The organism is Limnobacter sp. UBA3528 (assembly GCF_002377005.1).
Lineage (GTDB): Bacteria > Pseudomonadota > Gammaproteobacteria > Burkholderiales > Burkholderiaceae_B > Limnobacter.
In genome coordinates this window covers 81435-102616 of sequence record NZ_DFOZ01000016.1, presented here as the reverse complement: position 1 = coordinate 102616, position 21182 = coordinate 81435, and the positions used below count along the sequence as shown (strand labels likewise).

At 49.5% G+C, this 21182-nt stretch carries 20 protein-coding genes; 6 read left to right on the top strand and 14 right to left on the bottom strand.

The genetic code is table 11. The features are described from left to right. Nucleotides 1–441: 441 nt before the first annotated feature. The 3 genes from B4N58_RS04340 to B4N58_RS04330 all read right to left on the bottom strand — a co-directional run bounded on the left by B4N58_RS04340 (nucleotide 442) and on the right by B4N58_RS04330 (nucleotide 3527). Nucleotides 442–846 carry a hypothetical protein gene (locus B4N58_RS04340; RefSeq protein ID WP_291746182.1) on the bottom strand — a complete coding sequence of 135 codons (405 nt, stop codon included), beginning with the start codon at nucleotides 844–846 and terminating at the stop codon, nucleotides 442–444. 114 nt (nucleotides 847–960) lie between these two features. After that, a complete protein-coding gene (locus B4N58_RS04335) occupies nucleotides 961–1425 on the bottom strand; it encodes a hypothetical protein (protein ID WP_291746179.1) in 465 nt (154 codons plus the stop codon). Between the two features lie 8 nt (nucleotides 1426–1433). Continuing rightward, on the bottom strand, nucleotides 1434–3527 hold the full coding sequence (locus tag B4N58_RS04330) for a helix-turn-helix domain-containing protein (RefSeq protein WP_291746176.1): 2094 nt from the start codon (nucleotides 3525–3527) through the stop codon (nucleotides 1434–1436). Between the two features lie 266 nt (nucleotides 3528–3793). Between B4N58_RS04330 and B4N58_RS04325 the strand changes: the two genes are divergently transcribed. Both B4N58_RS04325 and B4N58_RS04320 read left to right on the top strand, forming a co-directional pair. Continuing rightward, nucleotides 3794–5788 carry a S8 family peptidase gene (locus tag B4N58_RS04325; protein ID WP_291746173.1) on the top strand — a complete coding sequence of 665 codons (1995 nt, stop codon included), beginning with the start codon at nucleotides 3794–3796 and terminating at the stop codon, nucleotides 5786–5788. 126 nt (nucleotides 5789–5914) lie between these two features. Next, the gene (locus tag B4N58_RS04320) at nucleotides 5915–6133 is read left to right on the top strand and encodes a hypothetical protein (RefSeq protein WP_291746170.1); all 219 of its coding nucleotides are present in this window, start codon (nucleotides 5915–5917) and stop codon (nucleotides 6131–6133) included. Here B4N58_RS04320 and B4N58_RS04315 read toward each other — a convergent pair whose 3' ends face one another. Then, nucleotides 6134–7195: a tetratricopeptide repeat protein gene (locus tag B4N58_RS04315; RefSeq protein WP_205882526.1), complete on the bottom strand. Its 1062-nt coding sequence runs from the start codon at nucleotides 7193–7195 to the stop codon at nucleotides 6134–6136. A 168-nt stretch (nucleotides 7196–7363) separates the two neighbouring features. Here B4N58_RS04315 and B4N58_RS04310 point away from each other — a divergent pair, with 168 nt between their 5' ends. Next, nucleotides 7364–7516, top strand: coding sequence for a hypothetical protein (locus B4N58_RS04310; RefSeq protein ID WP_156799567.1), 153 nt, complete (start codon nucleotides 7364–7366; stop codon nucleotides 7514–7516). Continuing rightward, nucleotides 7513–7938, top strand: a complete 426-nt coding sequence (locus tag B4N58_RS04305; protein WP_291746163.1) for a DUF3135 domain-containing protein — start codon at nucleotides 7513–7515, stop codon at nucleotides 7936–7938. The genes B4N58_RS04310 and B4N58_RS04305 overlap by 4 nt, the downstream gene beginning before the upstream one ends. Here the strand turns inward: B4N58_RS04305 and B4N58_RS04300 are convergent. After that, nucleotides 7910–8620, bottom strand: a complete 711-nt coding sequence (locus B4N58_RS04300; protein WP_291746161.1) for an SIMPL domain-containing protein — start codon at nucleotides 8618–8620, stop codon at nucleotides 7910–7912. The genes B4N58_RS04305 and B4N58_RS04300 overlap by 29 nt on opposite strands. A gap of 111 nt (nucleotides 8621–8731) precedes the next feature. On the opposite strand from B4N58_RS04300, the gene B4N58_RS04295 reads away from it, so the two are divergent. Continuing rightward, entirely contained in the window at nucleotides 8732–9811 is a 1080-nt protein-coding gene (locus tag B4N58_RS04295; protein ID WP_008249353.1) for an AI-2E family transporter, read from the top strand. A 40-nt stretch (nucleotides 9812–9851) separates the two neighbouring features. Beyond that, nucleotides 9852–11081 (top strand): formate-dependent phosphoribosylglycinamide formyltransferase, encoded by a 1230-nt coding sequence (purT, locus tag B4N58_RS04290; RefSeq protein WP_291746188.1) that lies wholly within the window; start codon nucleotides 9852–9854, stop codon nucleotides 11079–11081. Nucleotides 11082–11093: 12 nt separating this feature from the next. On the opposite strand, the gene B4N58_RS04285 is transcribed toward purT, so the two are convergent. The 9 genes from B4N58_RS04285 to guaA all read right to left on the bottom strand — a co-directional run bounded on the left by B4N58_RS04285 (nucleotide 11094) and on the right by guaA (nucleotide 21164). Further along, nucleotides 11094–12692: an ABC-F family ATPase gene (locus tag B4N58_RS04285; RefSeq protein WP_008249358.1), complete on the bottom strand. Its 1599-nt coding sequence runs from the start codon at nucleotides 12690–12692 to the stop codon at nucleotides 11094–11096. Between the two features lie 91 nt (nucleotides 12693–12783). After that, nucleotides 12784–13740 carry an LD-carboxypeptidase gene (locus tag B4N58_RS04280; RefSeq protein ID WP_291746157.1) on the bottom strand — a complete coding sequence of 319 codons (957 nt, stop codon included), beginning with the start codon at nucleotides 13738–13740 and terminating at the stop codon, nucleotides 12784–12786. Between the two features lie 61 nt (nucleotides 13741–13801). After that, nucleotides 13802–14572, bottom strand: a complete 771-nt coding sequence (locus B4N58_RS04275) for a nucleoside deaminase (protein ID WP_291746154.1) — start codon at nucleotides 14570–14572, stop codon at nucleotides 13802–13804. Nucleotides 14573–14664: 92 nt separating this feature from the next. Next, nucleotides 14665–15648: a branched-chain amino acid ABC transporter permease gene (locus B4N58_RS04270; protein WP_040512574.1), complete on the bottom strand. Its 984-nt coding sequence runs from the start codon at nucleotides 15646–15648 to the stop codon at nucleotides 14665–14667. Between the two features lie 13 nt (nucleotides 15649–15661). Further along, nucleotides 15662–16546, bottom strand: coding sequence for a branched-chain amino acid ABC transporter permease (locus B4N58_RS04265; RefSeq protein ID WP_008249371.1), 885 nt, complete (start codon nucleotides 16544–16546; stop codon nucleotides 15662–15664). A gap of 73 nt (nucleotides 16547–16619) precedes the next feature. After that, nucleotides 16620–17825: an ABC transporter substrate-binding protein gene (locus B4N58_RS04260; protein WP_008249373.1), complete on the bottom strand. Its 1206-nt coding sequence runs from the start codon at nucleotides 17823–17825 to the stop codon at nucleotides 16620–16622. A 45-nt stretch (nucleotides 17826–17870) separates the two neighbouring features. Continuing rightward, nucleotides 17871–18578, bottom strand: coding sequence for an ABC transporter ATP-binding protein (locus tag B4N58_RS04255; protein ID WP_008249375.1), 708 nt, complete (start codon nucleotides 18576–18578; stop codon nucleotides 17871–17873). Then, nucleotides 18578–19348, bottom strand: a complete 771-nt coding sequence (locus B4N58_RS04250; protein ID WP_291746147.1) for an ABC transporter ATP-binding protein — start codon at nucleotides 19346–19348, stop codon at nucleotides 18578–18580. Before B4N58_RS04250 ends, B4N58_RS04255 begins: the two co-directional genes overlap by 1 nt. 193 nt (nucleotides 19349–19541) lie before the next feature. Further along, nucleotides 19542–21164: a glutamine-hydrolyzing GMP synthase gene (guaA, locus tag B4N58_RS04245; RefSeq protein WP_291746144.1), complete on the bottom strand. Its 1623-nt coding sequence runs from the start codon at nucleotides 21162–21164 to the stop codon at nucleotides 19542–19544. Nucleotides 21165–21182 lie beyond the last annotated feature (18 nt).

The window sequence follows — 21182 nt, the reverse complement described above, 5'->3', positions numbered from 1 at the left end:
TCTGCAGAAATATTCAGGAGCGACGATCTAAGTACTTCAAGGACGCATGTTCTGGCAGTTTGTAACTTTTAATACATTCTGGACAATAACGAATAATTTTTTCTTGATGACACGTATTCACGTAGTAGTCGTGGATTAAAGGAATTCCAAGAATATTCAAATGGTCATAGTTTTTTGTGATTACAGTATTTTGTATATAAGCCTTATTACTACAGATTGAGAAAAAGTACTTTAAAGAACGATGCTCAGATAAATTCAGTTTATAAATATCAATAAAAAAGTATTGGTTAAAAAATTCATTGATTTGTTCAATTTTTAATTTATTTAGTAATGCAAATTTCGCCAACAAAAAATAGGTATTGTCATTAGTATCGTACAGCTCTGATCTTCAGTTGAAGAGTTGATATTTATATTGTTGTTCTTTATGAGAATTTATCTCAATCAACCTGTGGAAGTTGTCCATATCTGTGACGTAAGGTTTTGTTGAACAAGTATATTTGAAATATATTGTGAATTCAGGTTCGACTCCAGATGATCAAATGACTTGTTGCCCATATCTTTTAATATTCTCTCAATTAAATTTGCGATTTGATTCATGGGAATTTCAATTTGATCCGATTTTGGTTTAAACGATTTGAATGCTAAATTGTACTTTTCAATCAGTTCATTCCAAATTAAGAATGTCAAGCTTGTTAAACGAAAGCCATCATCAAAAGCGTCTGATAAAAAATACTTTGTATAACTTACGCCGCTATTTTCTGGCCACTCGGAATCCTCATCGTATCCTTCTAGAATGTATTCCAGTTCATTTAATGATCTAATTCCGTGAAATCGAGCATGGTGCATTAGAAATCTTGTTACGATATGTGCATCACCCGTTCTTGCAAAAAAATTGGGTTGGAATGAAATTTGATGTGAGCCTACTGAAATGATACTTAACCTATACCCTTCTAGATCGAGCTAATTTTGTAAGCCCAATAGCCAATGCCATTCATTTAGTAAAACCAATTGAGCCTCATCAATCAAAATTACAATGTAGTTGTATTTAACTCTATTGGCCAGTGTAATTAGATGTTGTTTGAATAGGAATTTTGCCTCCATTTTTGCTTTTGGTTTGATTGGATTTTTGAACTCAAATCTTGAGGCCATTAGAAGAAGATTCCAGAATTCTCTCTCGGATTTGCTATTGGTTGGATGTGACCAAATCATCAAAGGGAATTCAGTATCGAACTTTTCATTGAGTATCTTAGCCAAGAAGGATTTTATGCCTTTCGATTTTCCGAATCGAGAAGGTCCATAAATGTAGCCACCAGTCTGACGCTGCTCAATCCATCTGGTGATTGTTTCGCACATTTCATGAATAGGCGGGGTATAAATTGCATATTCTTGTGTGCAAACCGGATGATCACGTGAAATCTCAGTCATCGTCGTCTCTATTTATTTTCGGCTTTTCGTCGTGGTGGAAGTGATGCGGAATTTTGGGTATGCGCTGTAGCGTCGGAGGTGTGGGGTGCGATATTCTGCTTATTCCTGCTAGCAGTATTGTTTTTGGTTGTAGAGCGTGACTTGGCTCTATCTTCAGTGTTGTCAGTAATCCGGCTTTCCATGCTTTTATTGGTTTCATTTGAAGCCATATCAGACTGTATGGTTTCGTTGTCAGGGACCTGATGGATAGTGTCGTTGGATTGAACCAGAAAATTTCGAGCTGTTAGATAGGCTGGATGAGGAGGAAACTTACCTCCTGATGCTTCCACCTCGGCAATGTAGGATTCCACCGCATCTTGTTGATTCTGCAGAGAGAATTTGCCTTGACGAATTAATCCGCAGATTAGTCTTCGGGTCTCAAAGTTGTGAGGAACGCGATTCCATGGAGGTGATACGCGTAAATTGTCGATATGTTCACCAGTCAGTGAAGATGCCTTGATGACCCTGGAGTCTGAATCAGAATCGGCTGTGATCCAGATTTTTTTCCCAGCCAAATCTAGTCTTTGACCCAATATTGGACTGGTGTAAATACCATTCTCGAAATTGACGTATGGCCTCTTTCCGGCGTCCAGACCACCTTTAACCATGCACAGCTTTCTGTAACTGAAAAAAGTGTCAAGGTGTTGTGGATCAATCACTCTGGGCTGGAATGTCTTGCTAAGCACCAGATATTGCAGGTACTGAAGTGGTGATCGACCACTAAGTCTTGAGTGGATTCTCGCGTTGTAGTTAGCAATGATGATATCCAGAAGCTCCTCCGCATATTCATACTGGAACTCTGAGGCTACCGCCACTCCGATTGGGTCTCTGCCTTTCGTTGCTCCAGGGTAATTGCCCGTGGTGTTGGAAATTTTCTGAAATCCTAATACTCCCAGTTTGTTGAAGAAGCTTTCAATGAATGGTCGGTCATCTTTTGTTCGTCTTATCGCATACGAATTCTCGGGAGTCAGAAGAATCGACCCAACCGAATTCTTTAGTGCCTCAGTAACCACCTTTGCTTTTTCGGCTAGCGCACCATCAATTGAGGTTTCGTCCCAACACATACCCACAAATTGCTCACCTAAAACACTGGGAAACCCTGCGCCATCGATATAAAAGTCCTTGTCGGTGTGGTGTGGCTTTTTTTTCGCCCAGGGCGAAAGGGACCTCTTGATAACCCGAAGCACGTCTTCTTTGGAAATCTCTTTTCGAAGACTCATGTGATATCCGAGAACCAATCGAGTCACCACCTCAATGATCACGATCACCCAGATTCTGTGGATCAAGACGTTTTGGTAGCCACCACCAAGTAAAGGAATTGCTACGGTAAAACGCCCATCGATTTTGTGCGCATCCATTTCTACACGCTGAAAAGGCTCAAGCACCGGTCGATCAACACCATCGCCTGCCTGCATTTTTCTTTTGAGTTCTGTTCCACCATGAATCATTATCGCTTTGGCTGGATTTGCCTCCAAAACTTTGTCGATGTACTTAATAATGGAGTGGTACCCGTTCGTTTTAGTAGAAAAAGGCCATTCCCCTCTTATTTCGATGCCTTTTTCCCTTAGCTTCTGAAGAAACCAAAGCCAAATTGATCGTTTAGAGGTTGCCAACATACCGAGCTTGTGGCGTGTATTCGGTACTTTAAGAATCTTCTTGTCCAGAGATTCTCGAACATCGGGATGCGTATCGAGTAATGTTTGCAATGCACCGACTGCACCGTATCCCCACCGATCAATTTTGATAGGAGAACGCCTTTTGAATTGAACAATTCGGATTCGTGGGATTAGAGCTCTCCACCCGTAAATTTGGCCGTCTGGGTGGTCACGAAGGCACCTTTCTGTGATCAGTCGGTAAATGTGGGAGTCAGAGATTCCGAATTCCTTTCGAATCACTGAAACCGGTATTCCCGACAAATAAGCTTTGATGGCCTCTTTTCTGGCGAGGTACTTTGTTAATTTTTCCTGATCGAGGGAAGCCTCGTCAAAGCCCGACCAACAGGAGAAGTCAGCCCAAATGGTGTCACTCAGACCTTTGATGTGGCGAGCAGTATCTGACCCCATAGGACACCCCAATAAAATTGGCTCGACTTACTTTACACTTTTAATCGATTGTTTATTTACTTTACAATTTTAGTCTCAAAGACAAACTATATTAGTGTCAAGTTATTTTCCGCAAGTGTATATTTATCATTGAGTTACGGGGGTATGCTTCTTTACAAATTTAGTAGATCAGACGGCAAAGCCTTCCATTCTCCTGTTTCCTGTTCTGAATCCGCAAGCCCTTCTCCCCGGTATCATTTAGTGATAACCACAATCAGGGTCTACCCATGCAGTTGCGTTTCGCTATTCAAAGCAGTTTGTTTATTCTGCTTGTCATCTTCTCGACCGTTTCATGGTCGGCTGATCGTTGGGTAATTCAGTTCAAAGAAAGTCCCGGTCGCAATCAAACCAGTGTTAATCCATCTTCGCTTGAGTCTCGAAAAGCCGATCTGCGTGCAAGGCTCGCTGAACTTTCGATCGTTCACAAACGTACCTTTCAACTTGTCAGGCCATTTGGTGAACATGGCGCGGTAATTACAACGCCAAATGGCAGTGGCGCCGAACAAGCCCGCCTTCGTTTGCTGTCCGATCCGATGATCGAGTCTGTTGAGCCAGACCGTCGTATCAAGCTTCGTGCGCAATCGCCTTTGATCGGTTTGTTAAACGCGCTTGATTTGTCCCGACGAAGTCGGTCCTGGTTTCATCAAGATTTGAGCACACAGCCTGCTTCAATCAATACAGGTGCCATGTGGACCAACTTTCACGGTACTGCACCTACAGTGGTTGCTGTGCTGGATACGGGTGTTTTGCCGAGCCACCCAATGCTTCAAGGCCATTTGCTGTCCGGATACGATTTTGTGGCTGATTCATTTATTGGTGCTGACGGCCAAGGTTCCGCAGGTTCTGATCGGGATTCAGACCCGACTGACCCTGGTGACGGTGTTGGGCCAGCCGACCTTCTGGCAGACCCGGTGTGTGGCGGTGTCAGTCAGTCGAGCTGGCACGGCACCTTTGTATCCGCCCTGCTTGCCGGTAACCCGGTACCAAGCGAAGGGGTGTTTTCGGTGAACTGGAACGCGGTGGTATTGCCTGTTCGCGTGTTGGGCAAATGTGGCGGGTTTTCAAGTGACCTTGCAGATGGTATTCGCTGGGCTGCTGGCTTGAGTGTACCTGGGGCGCCCAATAACCCCTTCCCTGCCCGAGTGATTAACTTGAGTTTGGGTGCGGAAGGCGCCTGTGTGGCGTCCATCGAAGGCGCGGCTATTGCCGCCGCGCGCCAGGCTGGCTCATTGGTGGTGGTTGCCGCAGGCAACGACGGCAGCACAGTAGATTCACCAGCCAATTGCCCCGGCGCTTTTGGTGTAGCCGCAATAGATCAGGAAGGGTTGAAGGCAAATTACAGTAATTTTGGGCCCACTATTCAGCTTTCAGCGCCTGGTGGCGATGCAGCGTTTCCTATTTGGAGTGCCAGTAATACCGGGTTTTCAGGTCCGTTAACCAATACGTACAACACCAAAATCGGTACCAGTTTCTCCGCTCCCATGGTGGCTGGTGCAGCCTCGCTGTATTGGTCTTTGGATCCGTCTGCGTCGGTGGCCACTGTGGAGAATTTGCTGAAAACCTCTGCGCGCCCCTTTCTTTCGCAGGGCGGTAGCCCCACTTGCACCGCTGACACAGTGGGTGTTGAATGCAATTGCACACGGGCTCTGTGTGGTGCTGGCATGCTGGATGTGGCCAATTTGATCAATTCACAGGCGGCTGCTGGACTTACCAATTTGTTCTCCAACACTGGCAATGTCATTCCACCGGGACAAACGCGTACATTCTTTGCCAGCGGCACCTTGAACTCTTCCGGACAGGAGGTAAACGCAGTCAGTTTTGATGTGATCAATGTGTTGAAATCGTCGGCCGACGCGCCCAACCCGATTTTGTCGGTAAGCGGCTTGGAAGTGGATGTAACAGCGCCTTCGGGGGTAACAGGGTTTGATCTTCGTGCACAAGCTGCCAATGGCCGAACGGCAATTGCCTCGGTTATTGTGGCCAATCAGGGGGCTACGTCCCCTACTTTGTTGGCCAGTCTGCTTTCACCATTGATCAATGGTGCCTCTACGGGTGTAGGTGCGCCCTCCTCGGCTGTGGGTGATGCGGTGGTAGGCGATTCAGGCAGTGGTTCTGCCGCAGGCAGTTCTAGTGGCGGCGGGGGTGGTGGCGCTTTGAATTTACTTGGTTTGCTGGCCTGTTTGTTTCTACTACATTGTTTTAAAAAGAAAAACACAGTTTAAAATGCACCGGTTTGGTTAAATACAACGTTAGAAGTGGCGCTCCAATCTGTGACATCGCTCAATGGTAAAGTTCAGTTGTTGACTCATTGGTCAGCAATTGATGCAGTAAATTTTGAGAGGTGTCGTATGAAAGCTCTTCGTTCTTACCCCGGTGTATTGGTGTTGTTGTTAATCGCTTCAGCCATGTTGGTTCATGGTTTGGTGGATTACATCAACTATGAAGTAGCAAGCCCAAGTATTTTGGCAGCCATGGGCTGTGTGTTCTCCGCAATTTTGCTGGTTGCAGTGTATGAGTTCAAATCATTCAAGGCCAATCGCAAGCTGGTGCGCGACAGCAAGGTTTAATTAATTACGCTTGGCACTTCCTGAAAGGCCTGTTTTCGCCGCATTTTGGGCGGCGATCACGGCCTGCAAGTTCTTTTGAGTGCTGAGTGTCAAAGGGTCTTCGTTGCCCAAGGCATCCGCCCGAATAATGTAGGCGCGGCTGAGTGCCACTTCCGCTCGCTTTAAGTCCCCTGCCCTGTAAAGCACAACCCCCAGGTTATTCAAAGATTGGCTGGTTCTGATGTCGTTGGGGCCAAACGCGGCTTGCCGTACTTCAAATGCGGTTTGGTAATTCTTGGCGGCTTCTTGCAATTGATCGCCGCGCATTTGCAGCGTGCCTAGAAACGTCAGTATTTCAGCACGAATGGGTTCGTTTTTGTAATTGGGCGTGGCATTGATAATTTCTGCAAGCACCTGGAAACTTTCCAGCGCCTCCTGCTCTTTCTCCATGTCCAGTAAACCCACGGCATGGTTCATGCGGGTTTCGAGCGTTCGGGCATTGGTTTTTCCCAAGCGAATTTCATACACAATACGCGAGCGTTTGAATGCTGCTTCAGATTCAGCCGCTTTGCTTTGCAGGGCATAGTAAGTACCCAGGGCGTCTTGAACCATGCCGGCCGGCAAAGAATAACGACCAATTGATTGTTCAACCGTACTTAGGGTTTTCTGAAAGTGGGCTTCGGCACGTTCTGTTTGATCGGCTTGTGCATAGGTTTGACCAATCAGCACCTGCAAACGCGTCCATGCTTCAGCTGCCACCTGGTCTTCCCGGCTTAGAGGGCTGTATTGGCTGGCTTCATTCCAGGTTGAAATGGCCAAGTCGGCTTCATTTTGCGCCAGGTAAGCCTTACCCAGTGTTTCAAGAATTTTGACGCGTTTGGCCTGGGTAACTGGCCCAGTCAATTCCAGCCGGCAAATTTCAACGGTAGTACCCACAGGTTCTTTGCCAAAGCTGTTTTCACAACGGGTTAAATTTGAACTTGTTTCCTGGGCGAAGGCTGTGGGTATATAAGCCCATGCAAACAAACCCAGAAAAAAAGAAAAAGTCCAAGCGCTTTTCATAAACACCATTGTTGTTGTCATTCGATTGTTGTTACTGAAGAGTATTACTAAAACCGATTGCTGTGTTTGGCAGTACAAAGGTTAATAGCAACATTACTAGTCATCATGGGCCATCATTCAAGCGTTGAAGTAAACCGGGTAGAAAGTTTGGGAAAGAAATTTGAAACTCTCGCACTGGTTGACAGACTCATGGAAGAGAACGAAGCTCTTAGACGTGAGCTTAACCTAAAAACTGCCCGGTTAAGGACTCTGCAAAAAGCAGTGCATGCGTTTTTGATGGGAACCGACGATCAAGACAGCAACAAAGCCAAGCTCATTGAGCAAAGCAAGGAGCAGCCATGACGCACTTTGATTTCAAGGAATGGGCCGACCTGTACCAGGTGGACCCTGTGGCCTTCGAGCAGCGCCGCGAGGCGGTACTCGAAGGTTATGTAGCCAGCGTTGACCCTGAACACCGCTTGGCGCTAGAGCAAACGCTGTTCAAGATTCGTATGATCCGCCAGCGCTCGAAAAGCCCATTGCAGTCGGCCATGGAATCGTCGAAGCTGATGTGGGAGTCGTTTGGCAAACTGCGTGAGCAGGTGCAAAAACTGGAACAGGAACTGAGCCCTGCCCCTTTGAGGCAAAATGGTTTGCGTTTGATCGATCAGAACTACGCTGGCGACATTGAAAAAGCCGCGGACGCCTCAAACGATCAATCCGGTCCAGCTGCCAATCTGGCCCGTGTTATTCCTTTCACGGCTTCAGGCAAACGCGCCCATTAACTGAAACACTCACCTTGCTTGAACCGGCCGCTGGCGCTACTTCCATGCCTTTGCTCATCATGTCCGCCGATGCGGCGTACATTCGGGGATAAGAAGGCGGGCCTTGGTTCTCGTCGTTAATTGACACTTCACCCAAGGTATAGCCGGTTTTTCCAAACCCTTTCGCAGCAATGTTTGCCTTGTTTTGAAACTCTTTCATGGCACTTTGCAGCAATTTTTCTCGGCTTTGCTCGATGCGGTTTTCGCTGGGAAAGTATTCCAAGTTGCTCAAGGTGAGCCCTTCGGCAACATTCAGGTTTTTCTGGGTTTTCAATGCTTGCACCGGCATTTCAAAGGTGAGTGAGCCCACGCCTTGCCAGGATTGAATCACATTGTTCTTGCCGTACTGCGGATAAGTTTGAATGTTGTTTTTCAGTTTGCTGATGTCTTTGTTTTTTGACAAATTGTTGATTGATTTTTCCAGCACGGTGTTAATGGCATTCATGGCCTCGTTGGCCGTGCCGGCTTGAATCTGCACCTGCCAATTCAAGCGCACCATGTCGTTGTCCACCTCTTCACTGCTGATCGCGCTAAGGTTCACGGCGGGGGTTTTCTCGCACAGGTCGGCGAATGCAACAGATGGTGCCAGCAAACCGACCGAGGTACTGAACAAAGCGATTCGCAAGGTGTTGGATAATTTCATGTGTGTTCTCGTGAAAGTGAAATAACAGTCAATTTGCAATTCAGGCATTGCTACAATGATTGAACCACAAACAAGCATTCAAATAACGCGTAATCCGCACGACTGGCTGACATGGCAGAACACCTGAGACAACCGAAGTCACTGATCAGCACGCTTTTTACAGTGTTGATTCTGGTGGGCGCTGCCATTGTATTGTCGCCATTCCTGTTGGCAATTTTGTGGGCAGGAATTATTGCGACCGCGTTTTGGCCACTGCACTGCCGCATTCGCGGGCGCTTTCCCGGAAAGCCGAATGGCGCTGCATTTCTGACCACCCTGGTTGTTGCATTCTTGTTGGTTGGGCCGATGATCGGCTTGATCGTGTTCATGGTTCAAGACATTCTTGAAATTACTACCTTCTTGCGACAGGCCGATGACTCCGGTGTTGCAGTACCCGACTGGTTGCCTCAAATTCCCGTGCTTGGCGAAATGCTTGTGGCCAGCTGGCAAGAATATTTGAGTGTGCCCAAACAAATTTCAGGACTGCTGCGTGAAACCCTGACCCAACGTTTGGGCGATGTTCAAGGTACAGCATCGGCCATTCTGCTTGAATTGCTGGGCCGGGTTGCCACCTTGTTTTTCGCGTTGTGGGTGTTGTTCTTTTTTTATCGCGATGGCTCAAGCATCAGCATACGAATGAACCGAATTGGAACTGACTGGCTGGGCCAACGCTGGAAGCCCTATGTTTCACACATGCCCCCTGCCCTTCGTGCAGCGGTCAACGGACTAGTGATTGTCAGCTTTGCAGAGGCGGTCATCCTCTCTGTGCTGTTTGCTGCCTGCGGCGTTTACGCACCGGTTTTGCTGGGGACCATCACGGCATTGATCGCCTTTATCCCCATGGCTGCGCCGGGCTTGCTCGCTATTTTGGGTATGATCCTTTTTTTAAGTGGCCACGGTGCAGAAGCAATTGTGTTGATTACCGTGGGCATGTTGGTGGTGTTGATTGCCGATTACCTGGTGAGACCTTTGTTGATACAGGGTGGAACCCACTTGCCTTTTTTGGCCGTGTTGTTCGGTGTGTTTGGTGGCGTAATTACCATGGGTATTGTGGGCCTGATTATTGGCCCGGTGCTGCTGGTGTTGTTGGTGGTGTTTTTTGATGAAGCATCGCATGCACACCACCACGACACCCCCGAATCCATCAATTAAACAGTGATTTAATCAAGCGAGTTTGAGCATGACAACAGCGATTCAATTTCCAACGCAAATCGGTACACCTTTGGCTGCAAACGCCGTCAAAGTGATGTTGCTGGGCAGTGGTGAGCTGGGCAAAGAAGTGATCATCGCCTTTCAGCGCCTGGGTGTAGAGGTCATTGCAGTTGACCGCTACCCCAATGCACCAGGGCACCAGGTTGCACACCGCTTCCATGTGATTGATATGACCAATGCAAACGCATTAAAAGCCTTGATTGCACAGGAGCGCCCTCACATTGTTGTGCCTGAAATTGAAGCGATTGCCACACCGGCCCTTAAAGAGCTTGAGGCTGAAGGCGTGGTGCGTGTGGTGCCCACAGCCAATGCGGCGTGGCTAACAATGAACCGCGAAGGAATTCGCCGCTTGGCTGCTGAGGAGTTGAATTTAAGTTGCTCGCATTATGCCTTTGCCGATGATTTTGAAACCCTGAAGCGGGCGGTAGAAAAAGGCATAGACAGCAAAAAGCCGGTGGGCTATCCCTGCATCATCAAGCCTGTGATGTCATCGTCTGGCAAAGGGCAATCCAAGGTTGATGATGCCAGTGAGCTGGAAGCTGCATGGGATTACGCGGGCAGCGCCGGGCGTGTCAATTCGGGGCGTGTAATTGCTGAATCACTGATCGAATTCGAATACGAAATAACCTTGCTGACTGTGCGCAGCCGCAACCCTAAAAGCGGTGCAATTGAAACCAGCTATTGCGAGCCCGTGGGTCATGTACAGGTAAGTGGTGATTATGTTGAGAGCTGGCAGCCTCAAGCCATGAGCGTAAAAGCCTTGGACGAGGCCCGTAAAATGGCGGATCTTGTCACCACTGCGCTGGGTGGCACGGGCTTGTTCGGTGTGGAAATGTTTGTGAAAGGTGACCAGGTTTGGTTTTCTGAAGTAAGCCCACGCCCTCACGACACGGGTATGGTCACCATGATTACGCAGTGGCAAAACGAGTTTGAATTGCATGCACGCGCAATTCTGGGTTTGCCTGTGGACACCAGCCTGAAAACACCAGGTGCCAGTGCCGTTATTTATGGGGGTGTAGACAAGGTTGGTATTGCATTTGAAGGCGTAGCTGATGCATTGGCTGAACCCGGCACGGATGTGCGTTTATTTGGCAAACCAGAGTCGTTTGTGAAGAGACGTATGGGTGTGGCCCTTGCACGCGATCCAAATGTGGATGAAGCGCGTGCAAAAGCCAAACGGGTTGCTGCGAAAGTAAAGCCAGTTGGGTAAAGTGGTTTTGCTTTAAGCCAAGCCCAAACTCTCGCGGTATTCCTCGTAGGTGCCGCGATAATCGGTGATGCCATCTTCACGCATTTCGAAAATTCGAGTGGCAATGCCAGAAACAAACTGGCGGTCATGTGACACCACAAACACCGTGCCCTCGTATTTCTCGAGTGCGTATTGCAGTGATTCAATTGATTCCATGTCCAGGTGGTTGGTGGGTTCATCCAGCAGCAGCACATTGTGACGGCCCAACATTAAGCGACCGAACACAAGGCGGTTTTTCTCGCCACCGGAACATACCTTCACTTGCTTGGATATTTCATCGTTGGAGAACAGCAAGCGCCCCAAAATACCGCGAATGGCTTGGTCGTCGTCGCCCTCTTGTGCGAAGCGCTCAGTCCATTCACGCAAATTCAAAGGCACATTGAATTCGTCGCTGACGTCCTGAGCCATGTAACCCAAGTCCGCATTTTCCGACCACTTCACATCACCATACGTGGGTTCCAAAGCCCTGGCCAGAAGCTTGAGCAACGTGGTTTTGCCCATGCCGTTGGCACCCACAATACCCACTTTGTCGCCAGCCTCCACCATGATTGAAAAGTCGCGAATCACCTTGTTTTCACCGTATGCCAAGCTGATGTTGTCCAGCTCTACGGCCAAGCGGTGCATTTTCTTTTTCTGTTCAAAACGAATGAACGGATTCTGGCGTGAAGAGGGTTTCAGGATGACTGTGTCTTGTTTGATTTTTTCAATCTGCTTTTGACGCGATGTGGCCTGACGTGCCTTCGATTTGTTGGCTGCAAAACGACGAACGAAGTCTTGCAAATCTGAAATGCGTTCTTTGGCACGGGCATTGGATGCTTGCGCGCGTTCGCGTGCTTGTGCCGCTGCCAGCATGTAATCGTCATAGTTGCCGGGAACCACTTGCAATGTGCCGTAATCCAGGTCAGCCATGTGGGTACACACTTCGTTCAGGAAGTGGCGGTCGTGGCTGATGATGATCATGGTGCTCTCGTACTGGTTCAGTACGTTTTCAAGCCAAGCAATGGTATTGATGTCGAGGTTGTTGGTCGGCTCATCCAGTAGCAGAACATCGGGTTTGGAGAACAGGGCCTGTGCAAGCAACACTCGCAGTTTCCAGCCGGGGGCGATTTCACTCATGGGACCATTGTGACTTTCAAGCGGAATGCCAGCACCCAACAACAGCTCGCCAGCACGGGCCTCGGCTTCATAGCCACCAAACTCAGCGTACACCGCCTCAAGGTCAGCGGCACGCATGTAGTCGTCGTCGGTGGCTTCGGGGTTGGCATACAAAGCATCTCGTTCGGTCATCGCCGCCCACATTTCCCTGTGACCCATCATGACCACATCGAGCACACGGTAATCTTCAAATGCAAATTGATCCTGACTTAGTTTGCCAAGGCGCACATTGGGCTCAATAACCACTGTGCCGCTGCTGGGTTCCAGGTCGCCCCCCAGAATTTTCATGAACGTTGATTTACCGCAACCGTTTGCACCAATTAAGCCATAGCGGTTGCCATCGCCGAATTTCGCGTTGATGTTTTCAAAAAGCGGCTTGGCGCCGAACTGCATGGTGATATTGGCTGCGGTGAGCATAAGTATTGGAAAATTCAGTGATTTTTAACGAAGGGGGCATTATACATGCCCAGGCTTGGGGTGGGCTGAATGCGGACTCGGAGAGTTGCTACTAGCGAAGGGTTTGAACCAAACGCGCATGGGAGCCGGCAGGTTCGCAGCCTAGCGTCAAGGTGCCCTGCCCGCCCTGAAACCAACATGCCTTGGGGGTGCAATGACCAAACGGAAAATTCAGCAGAACGGGTACATGCTTTTGTTGGCAGCCAAGTTGACCTTGAACAAATTCAGCGGCGCTGCGCAGGCTGTAACCATTGTCATGAGCACCAGGTTTGGGTTCACAAAAATTACCCAACACAACGGCCTTTTGCTGGGCCAACACACCAGCCTGTAGCAATTGCAGCAGCATGCGCTCAATTTTGTAGGCGGGCTCGTTCACATCTTCAAGTACCAAAATACCGCCAGGTACACTGGGCAACCAAGGCGTTCCCAAAAGGCTGCACAGCAAGGTGAGGTTGCCACCCCACACCGGGCCTTCAATTGCAATGGTTTGTTTTTGTGTGTCCAGTCCGAAACATTCAACAGGCCATTCAATATTTACTGCCTGTTTTTCTACGGCACGCAAAAAGTGTTCGAGGGTGAGTGGGTCTGCACCCCGCTCTGCCCCAAAATCGAAACAAGCCATGGGCCCGTGCAACAATGTGGCAGGTTGTGCCCCCGCGTTCAGCAATGCCAATTGCAGGCTGGTAATGTCGCTGTGTCCGCACAACAAGTGCTCATTCGCATTCAGCAATGCGGCAAGTTCCGGAAAATTCAACAGCGGAAGCAAGCGGCTTAGGCCGTAACCCCCGCGGGTGGCCATTAGCAGGCTGGGCGTATTCATGGCAAACGCATTTTCAATACTGGCCATGCGCGTGGCTTCATCGCCTGCAAAGCGTTGTATGCGCTGGCGTGCTTCAGGCATTTCAATCACATTGAAGCCATGTTGATTGGTCAAATGGTTGCAGGCCCGGTCAAGCAAGGTTTCATCAACCAGTGCACCACTGGGCGAAAACATGACTAGCTGATTCACTGCCTGACTCGTTGCGATGGGCGGTTTACTGTTCAAATCAATTCCGGTTTCAAAAGTGATCTCACAAATACTGTTTCCAGGAACGCACAGGTTCACCATTGAAATAATCGCACAAACTGGCCAGTATGGCGGCTTGCTGAGTGTGTCGGCCTGCTTTCAATCTATTGCTTCGTTCAGCCAAGACTTGGCTTGCCTGCTCAAGTCCAAGCTGCAAAAAGTCGTGTGGGGTGTTAAATCCAAGTTGCGCAAGTTCCTCAATGGTTTGCTTGTTGGCATTGGGAAGGTGCAGTAGGCTCGCCAAATCGGCAACAGCTTGTTCTCTTTGCTTGCGGCGCGCTTTAAAAAAACTGCCCAGTAATTCTTCGCTTTCTTGCGCCATACAACCTGTTTCGAACGCACAAGGGTGCCAGGCTTGCGCTTGCTCGAATACTGACAAGGATTGTTTTAAGTCGCCGTTGTAGCGTGATTGTGCGCACCCCACTACCACTCGGCCTATGCGTGCATGCAAAATTGCACCAATGCACATAAGGCAAGGTTGGAGTGTGACGTACAAAGTGGCTTGTGCGCCCAAGCGGTAGTTGCCAATCGCTTGGCAGGCTTGTCGTATGGCTTGAACCTCCGCGTGCGCACAGGCATCGTTCAGTAAAACTGGCGCATTGTGGGCGTCGGCAACAGCTTTGCCATCAATCACCACCGCTGCGCCAATGGGCACTTCGCCAGCTTGTGCGGCGAGCCTTGCTTGCTGTAACGCAAGCTCCATCCAGGGCATGTCTTGGGCTTGGCCTTGGTGCGCCAAGATCGGAAATTTTTCAGACAGCTTGCCGGTTTGCATATTCTTCGAAATAAGCCGTGTTAGGTGTGATCAGTTTGACATAAAAAAACCCGGCACCAGGCCGGGTTTTCGTTTCGCAGGGCGCTTCTAGTTCATTGACCGGCCTTGAGTAACCTGCGTTGGTTCCATGCAATAATTTCCCCAACAATTCCACGTCGGAAGGCCAGCACCACCACAATGAAGATGAAGCCGGTCACAATTGTGACTTGCTCCCCCAGTGAGCGGAACCAGGCAATGTCGGTGGTTACGGCCATCCAGGTGCCAAACTCACCAATACGGTTCTCAAGTGCAATAATGACAATAGCGCCCACAATTGGGCCTGCAAGTGTGCCCAAGCCGCCCACCAAGGTCATGAGTACCACCAGGCCAGACATGGTCCAGTGCACGTCGGTCAATGTTTCAAACCCAAGCACTGAGGCTTTTGTAGCCCCCGCCAAACCCGACAATGCGGCTGACAGAACAAACACCAAAAGTTTGTATTTGTCCACGTCGTAGCCCAATGAAATAGCGCGGGGTTCATTTTCCTTGATCGCCTTGAGAACCTGCCCGAAGGGCGAATGCACTGTGCGAACAATCAAGGCATATCCTGCGATACAAATTGCCAACACCACGAAGTAAAGTGTCAAGTCGTCGCTGAGGTCGACAACACCCAACAAGGTGCCACGGGGTATGCCCTGAAGACCATCTTCTCCACCAGTAAACGGCGCTTGTAAAAAGATGAAGTACAGCATTTGTGCCAGGGCCAACGTGATCATCGTGAAGTAAATGCCCTGTCGGCGTATGGCCAAGGCACCCATGACCAAACCCAGGAATGCTGCAAAGGCCACGCCTGCCAGTAAACCCAGTTCGAAAGGCAAGCCCAGGTCTCGGATAACATACCCTGCAATATAGCCAGCGCCGCCCAGAAATGCCGCATGTCCAAAAGACAGCAAACCGGTGTAACCGATTAATAGATTGAATGCACAGGCAAACAGCGCAAAACACAGCAGTTTCATCAGCAGCACCGGGTACATGAAGAACGGTGCAGCCACGGCGAGAATGATTGCCGCAATGGCGATAATTGTATTTTTGTTCATCATATCAACCCCTTTATTTCTCGCGACCGAACAAACCTGCCGGGCGGATCATGAGCACAATGGCCATGATGATGAACACCACAGTGGCTGATAATTCTGGATAAAACACACGGGTTAATCCTTCAACGATACCCAAGGTAAGTCCTGTGATGATCGAACCCAGAATGGAACCCATGCCGCCAATAACCACTACGGCAAACACGGTGATGATGAGGTTCGAACCCATCAAAGGTGAAATCTGAATGACCGGTGCAGCCAGTACGCCGGCAAATGCAGCCAAGGCCACCCCGAAACCATAGGTAAGCGTCACCATCAAGGGCACGTTGATGCCAAAGGCCTCCACCAGTCGCGGATTCTCGGTGCCCGCACGCAGCAGGGCCCCCAGCTTTGTTTTTTCAATCATGATCCAGGTGGCAAAACAAACCACCAACGATGCGACTACAACCCAGGCGCGATAGTTGGGCAAAATCATAAAGCCAAGGTTGGTTGCACCCTGCAAGGCCTCTGGCACTGAATAAGGTTGACCGGAAACACCATAAATCGAGCGAAATATCCCTTCCAGCATCAAAGTGATGCCAAAGGTAAGAAGCAGGCCATAGAGGTGATCCAGCTTGTAAAGCCAGCGCAACATTGTTTTTTCAATCAGTATCCCGAACGCACCCACCAACAAAGGGGCAAGCAACAGCATCACCCAATAGTTCAGGTTGAAATAGGCCATGCCCATCCAGGCGAAAAACGCACCCATCATGTACAGCGCACCATGGGCAAAATTAATCACATTGAGCAAGCCAAAAATAACGGCCAGGCCCAGCGACAACATGGCGTAAAACGAGCCATTCACAAGGCCGAGCAGCAGTTGCCCCAGAAAGGCCTGCAAGGGAATTCCAAAAATTTCCATGGGTACGTGTCCAGCAAAGCCCCCGGAGCTTTCTCAACTCCAGGGGCATTGGTCTTGTTATGGTTTTATTGCGTTACTTCCACAACGCGCACTTGGTCTCTGCTTTGGTAGTGAAAGCCTGCTCACCCGGAATGGCTTGAACAACTTTCAGGTAATCCCAGGGCTTTTTGGATTCCTTGGGGTCTTTTACCTGCATCAAGAACATGTCGTGAATCATGCTGCCGTCGACGCGGTAGTAACCGTTTTTGGCATACACATCATTCACTTTCTGTTTGCGCAGGGCCTCCATTACCTTGGCCCCATCGTCGGTACCTGCAGCTTTCACGGCATTGAGATATTGAAGGGTTGCTGAATAATCGGCGGCTTGCAAACTGCTAGGCATTTTCTTCATTTTGTCGAAGAAGCGCTTGGACCACTTGCGGGTCTCATCGTTTTGATCCCAATACCAACTGTCGGTCAGGTACATACCCTTGGTTTGGCCCAAGCCCAATGCGTGTACGTCATTAATAAACATCAGCAGACCAGCAAGCTTCATGCTGCCTGTCACACCGAATTCATTGGCTGCCTTGATGGAGTTCACAGTGTCTCCGCCAGCATTGGCCAGGCCCAGAATTTGCGCGCCCGAAGCTTGTGCCTGCAGCATGAAGCTGGAGAAATCAGACGCGGACAGGGGGTGACGAATCGCACCTTTGACTGTGCCTCCGTTGGCTTTCACCACCGCAGTCGTGTCGGTCTCAAGTGAGGTGCCAAAGGCGTAGTCAGCTGTAAGGAAGTACCATGTTTTGCCCCCCTGTTTGGTTACAGCCGAGCCAGTGCCCTTGGCAAGAGCCACAGTGTCGTAGGCATAGTGAATGCTGTATGGGTTGCATTCTTCATTGGTAATTCGTGCAGTGCCCGCACCAATCACGAAGTTGGGTTTTTGTTTTTCCTCAGCAACTTTAGCCATGGCCAAAGCCGTACCGGAGTTGGTTCCTGAAATCAGCATATCGACACCTTCGGTGTCAAACCACTCGCGAGCCTTGCTGGCTGCAATGTCCGCTTTGTTTTGGTGGTCGGCAAACACCAGCTCAATCTTTTTGCCGTTCAAGGTACCGCCAAAATCAGCAATTGCCATTTTTACGGCTTCTACACCACCAGGCCCGTCAATGTCGGCGTACAGGCCAGACATGTCGGTGATTACACCAATCTTGATTGTGTCGTTGGAAATTTGCGCTTGGGCTGAGCCTGCAACCACTGCAAAAAGCGCGGCCAGTCCGGTTGCGATTGGTTTTAATTTCATCATCATCTCCTTTGGTTTAAGTCCAATCCCTTGAAAGGTTGGTTTTTATACGCCCAGCAACGAATGCAGAACGGGCATTTTTTCATCGAGTTCCGAGGAAGCAAAAGCCTCCACAATTTGGCCATGTTCCACCACGTAGAATCGGTCAGCCAAGGGTGCGGCAAAGCGGAAATTCTGTTCCACCATCACAATCGTGTATCCCTTCGATTTTAGTGTGGTGATCATTTTGGCCAAAGCCTGAACAATCACTGGTGCTAGCCCTTCCGAGATTTCGTCAAGCAACAGCAGTTTTGCGCCAGTTCTCAGGATTCGCGCTACAGCCAACATTTGCTGTTCTCCACCAGACAAGCGGGTGCCTTGGCTTTTTTTACGTTCGGCCAAGTTGGGAAACATTTCGTAAATTTCTGCAACGCTCATACCTTTGTCTGTTTTCGAGACAAAGGGAGGCAGCATCAGGTTCTCTTCTGCTGACAGTGACGAGAATATGCCGCGCTCTTCCGGGCAATAACCCACGCCCAGGTGCGCGATTTTGTGGGTGGGCATGCCGATGGCCTCGGTACCGTTGATTTTGATCGACCCCTTTCGCGCTCCGGTCAAACCCATAATGGCACGCAGTGTGCTGGTGCGCCCTGCTCCGTTTCTTCCAAGAAGCGTGACTACCTCGCCAGTTTTAACAGTCAGATTCAGGTTGTGCAGAATGTGCGATTCGCCATACCAAGCGTTGAGTCCGGTAATTTCCAGCGCAGTGCTCATCAGTGTGCACCCTCCAAAACGCCAGTGCTCGAACCCATGTAGGCCTCCATCACTTCAGGATTGCGTGATACCTCTGCGTAGCTTCCTTCGGCCAATACCGCACCGCGCTGAAGAACAGAGATACGGTCGCTAATACCCGCCACCACATTCATATTGTGCTCAACCATCAAAATGGTTCGACCGGCTGATACTTTCTTGATCAATTGGGTTACGCGGTCCACATCCTCATGCCCCATACCCTGAGTTGGTTCATCCAGCAGCATCAATTCGGGTTCCATGCCCAAGGTGGTGGCAATTTCCAATGCACGCTTCCTGCCGTAAGGCAGGTCTACCGTGAGAGTGTCTGCAAAGCTTTCCAGGTCAACCAGTGCGAGCAAAGCCATGGCTTTGTCATTCAGCACCGAGAGTTTTTTCTCGCTTCTCCAAAAATGGAATGAATTACCCAGTGGGCGTTGCAAGCCGATGCGTACATTCTCAAGCACGGTAAGGTGCGGGAATACCGCAGAAATTTGAAACGATCGGATGATGCCCTGCCTGGCTATTTGGGCAGGCTTGGCACTGGTGATGTCTTTGCCGTTAAACAAAATTTGGCCCGATGTGGGTGTCAGGAATTTCGTCAACAGGTTGAAACAGGTTGTTTTACCAGCCCCGTTGGGGCCGATCAACGCGTGGATATGACCCCGCTGTACTTTTAAGTTCACATCGCTGACCGCAGTGAATCCTTTGAATTCCTTGGTCAACGCCCTTGTCTCCAACACTACTTCTGCCATGGGTTCTCCATGTTGTCATTGTCGTTGTACCCATCGGTGCCGGGCTGCGCCGATAGTTAGATATCGCCAATGATGGTGGCATGTGTGTTTTCATTCGGGAATTAGGGCAAACCTCACCCCTTAAAAGCAAAAAAGCCCGCATTGGCGGGCTTTTTTGTAAGGCTGGGGTAAGTGACTGGGTTCGCCTACTGGCTTATTCCCATTCAATGGTCGCAGGTGGTTTACCTGATACATCGTACACCACGCGGTTAACACCTTTCACCTCGTTGATGATGCGGTTGGAAATACGCCCCAGCAACGAATAAGGAAGGTGTGCCCAATGTGCCGTCATGAAGTCCTGGGTTTGTACGGCACGAATGGCTACAACATACTCGTAGGTGCGGCCATCGCCCATCACGCCCACCGATTTCACCGGCAAGAAAACGGCAAAAGCCTGACTGGTCAAGTCGTACCAGCTTTTTCCAATTTGTTCTTCGGAGCACAACTCGGCCACGGCGTCTTTAGCAGTGGCTTTGGTATTGCGCAATTCTTCAATGAACACGGCATCGGCGCGCTGCAAAATTTCAGCGTATTCGGCTTTCACTTCGCCCAGAATACGAACGCCTAAACCTGGTCCCGGGAAGGGGTGGCGGTAAACCATTTCAGGGTCAAGCCCAAGTTCAACGCCAAGTTTGCGAACTTCATCCTTGAACAAGTCACGCAGGGGTTCAAGCAATTTAAGGTTCAGTGTGTCCGGCAATCCACCCACATTGTGATGGCTTTTGATGCTGGTGGCCTTGCCTGTTTTCGCACCAGCTGATTCAATTACATCCGGGTAAATAGTGCCTTGCGCTAGCCATTTGGCATTGGCACGCATGCCAGCCTCCCGCTGGAATACATCCACAAACGCTTTGCCGATAATTTTACGTTTTGCCTCGGGGTCGGTGACGCCTTTGAGCTGCCCCATGAATTCCTCAGTGGCGTTCACATGCACAACACGTACACCCAGATGTTTGGCGAAGGTTTCCATGACCTGCTCGCCTTCTTTGAAACGAAGCAAGCCGTGGTCTACAAATACACAGGTGAGCTGGTCTCCAATTGCTTTGTGAATCAATGCTGCTGCTACTGAAGAATCAACACCGCCCGAGAGGCCCAGAATAACTTCATCGGTGCCCACTTGGGCTCTAATTCTTTCGACTGCCTCATCCACAAAGCTGGGCATGGACCAATCACCTTTGCAGCCGCAAATGTCGCGTACAAAGCGTGCCAGTATTTCCTTGCCCTGTTTGGTATGCGTCACTTCCGGGTGAAACTGCACCGCATAGAATCCGCGTGTCTCATCGGCCATTCCAGCAATTGGGCATGAAGGTGTAGAGGCCATCAATTTGAAGTTGGGTGGCAGCTCGGTCACCTTGTCACCATGGCTCATCCACACATTCAGCAAGCCATGGCCGTGCTCGTTGGTTTCGTCTTGAATGCCATCAAACAGTTTTGTGTGGCCGTGGGCCCGAATTTGCGCATGGCCAAATTCACGCACTGTACCCGCTTCAACCTTGCCTCCAAGTTGCATGGCCATGGTTTGCATGCCATAGCAAATGCCAAGTACCGGTACGCCAAGATTAAAGACCAACTCGGGCGCTTTGTCGGTGCTTTCTTCGTAAGCCGATTGGTGGCTACCCGACAAAATGATGCCGGATGCCCCATACTCTTTGATACGTTCCGGGTCTGCGTCGCAGGGTAAAATTTCACAGAAAACCCCGCATTCACGCACTCGTCTGGCAATAAGTTGTGTGACCTGTGACCCGAAATCGAGTACCAAAATTTTCTGATGATTCATGAAGTATTCTTTGAATGT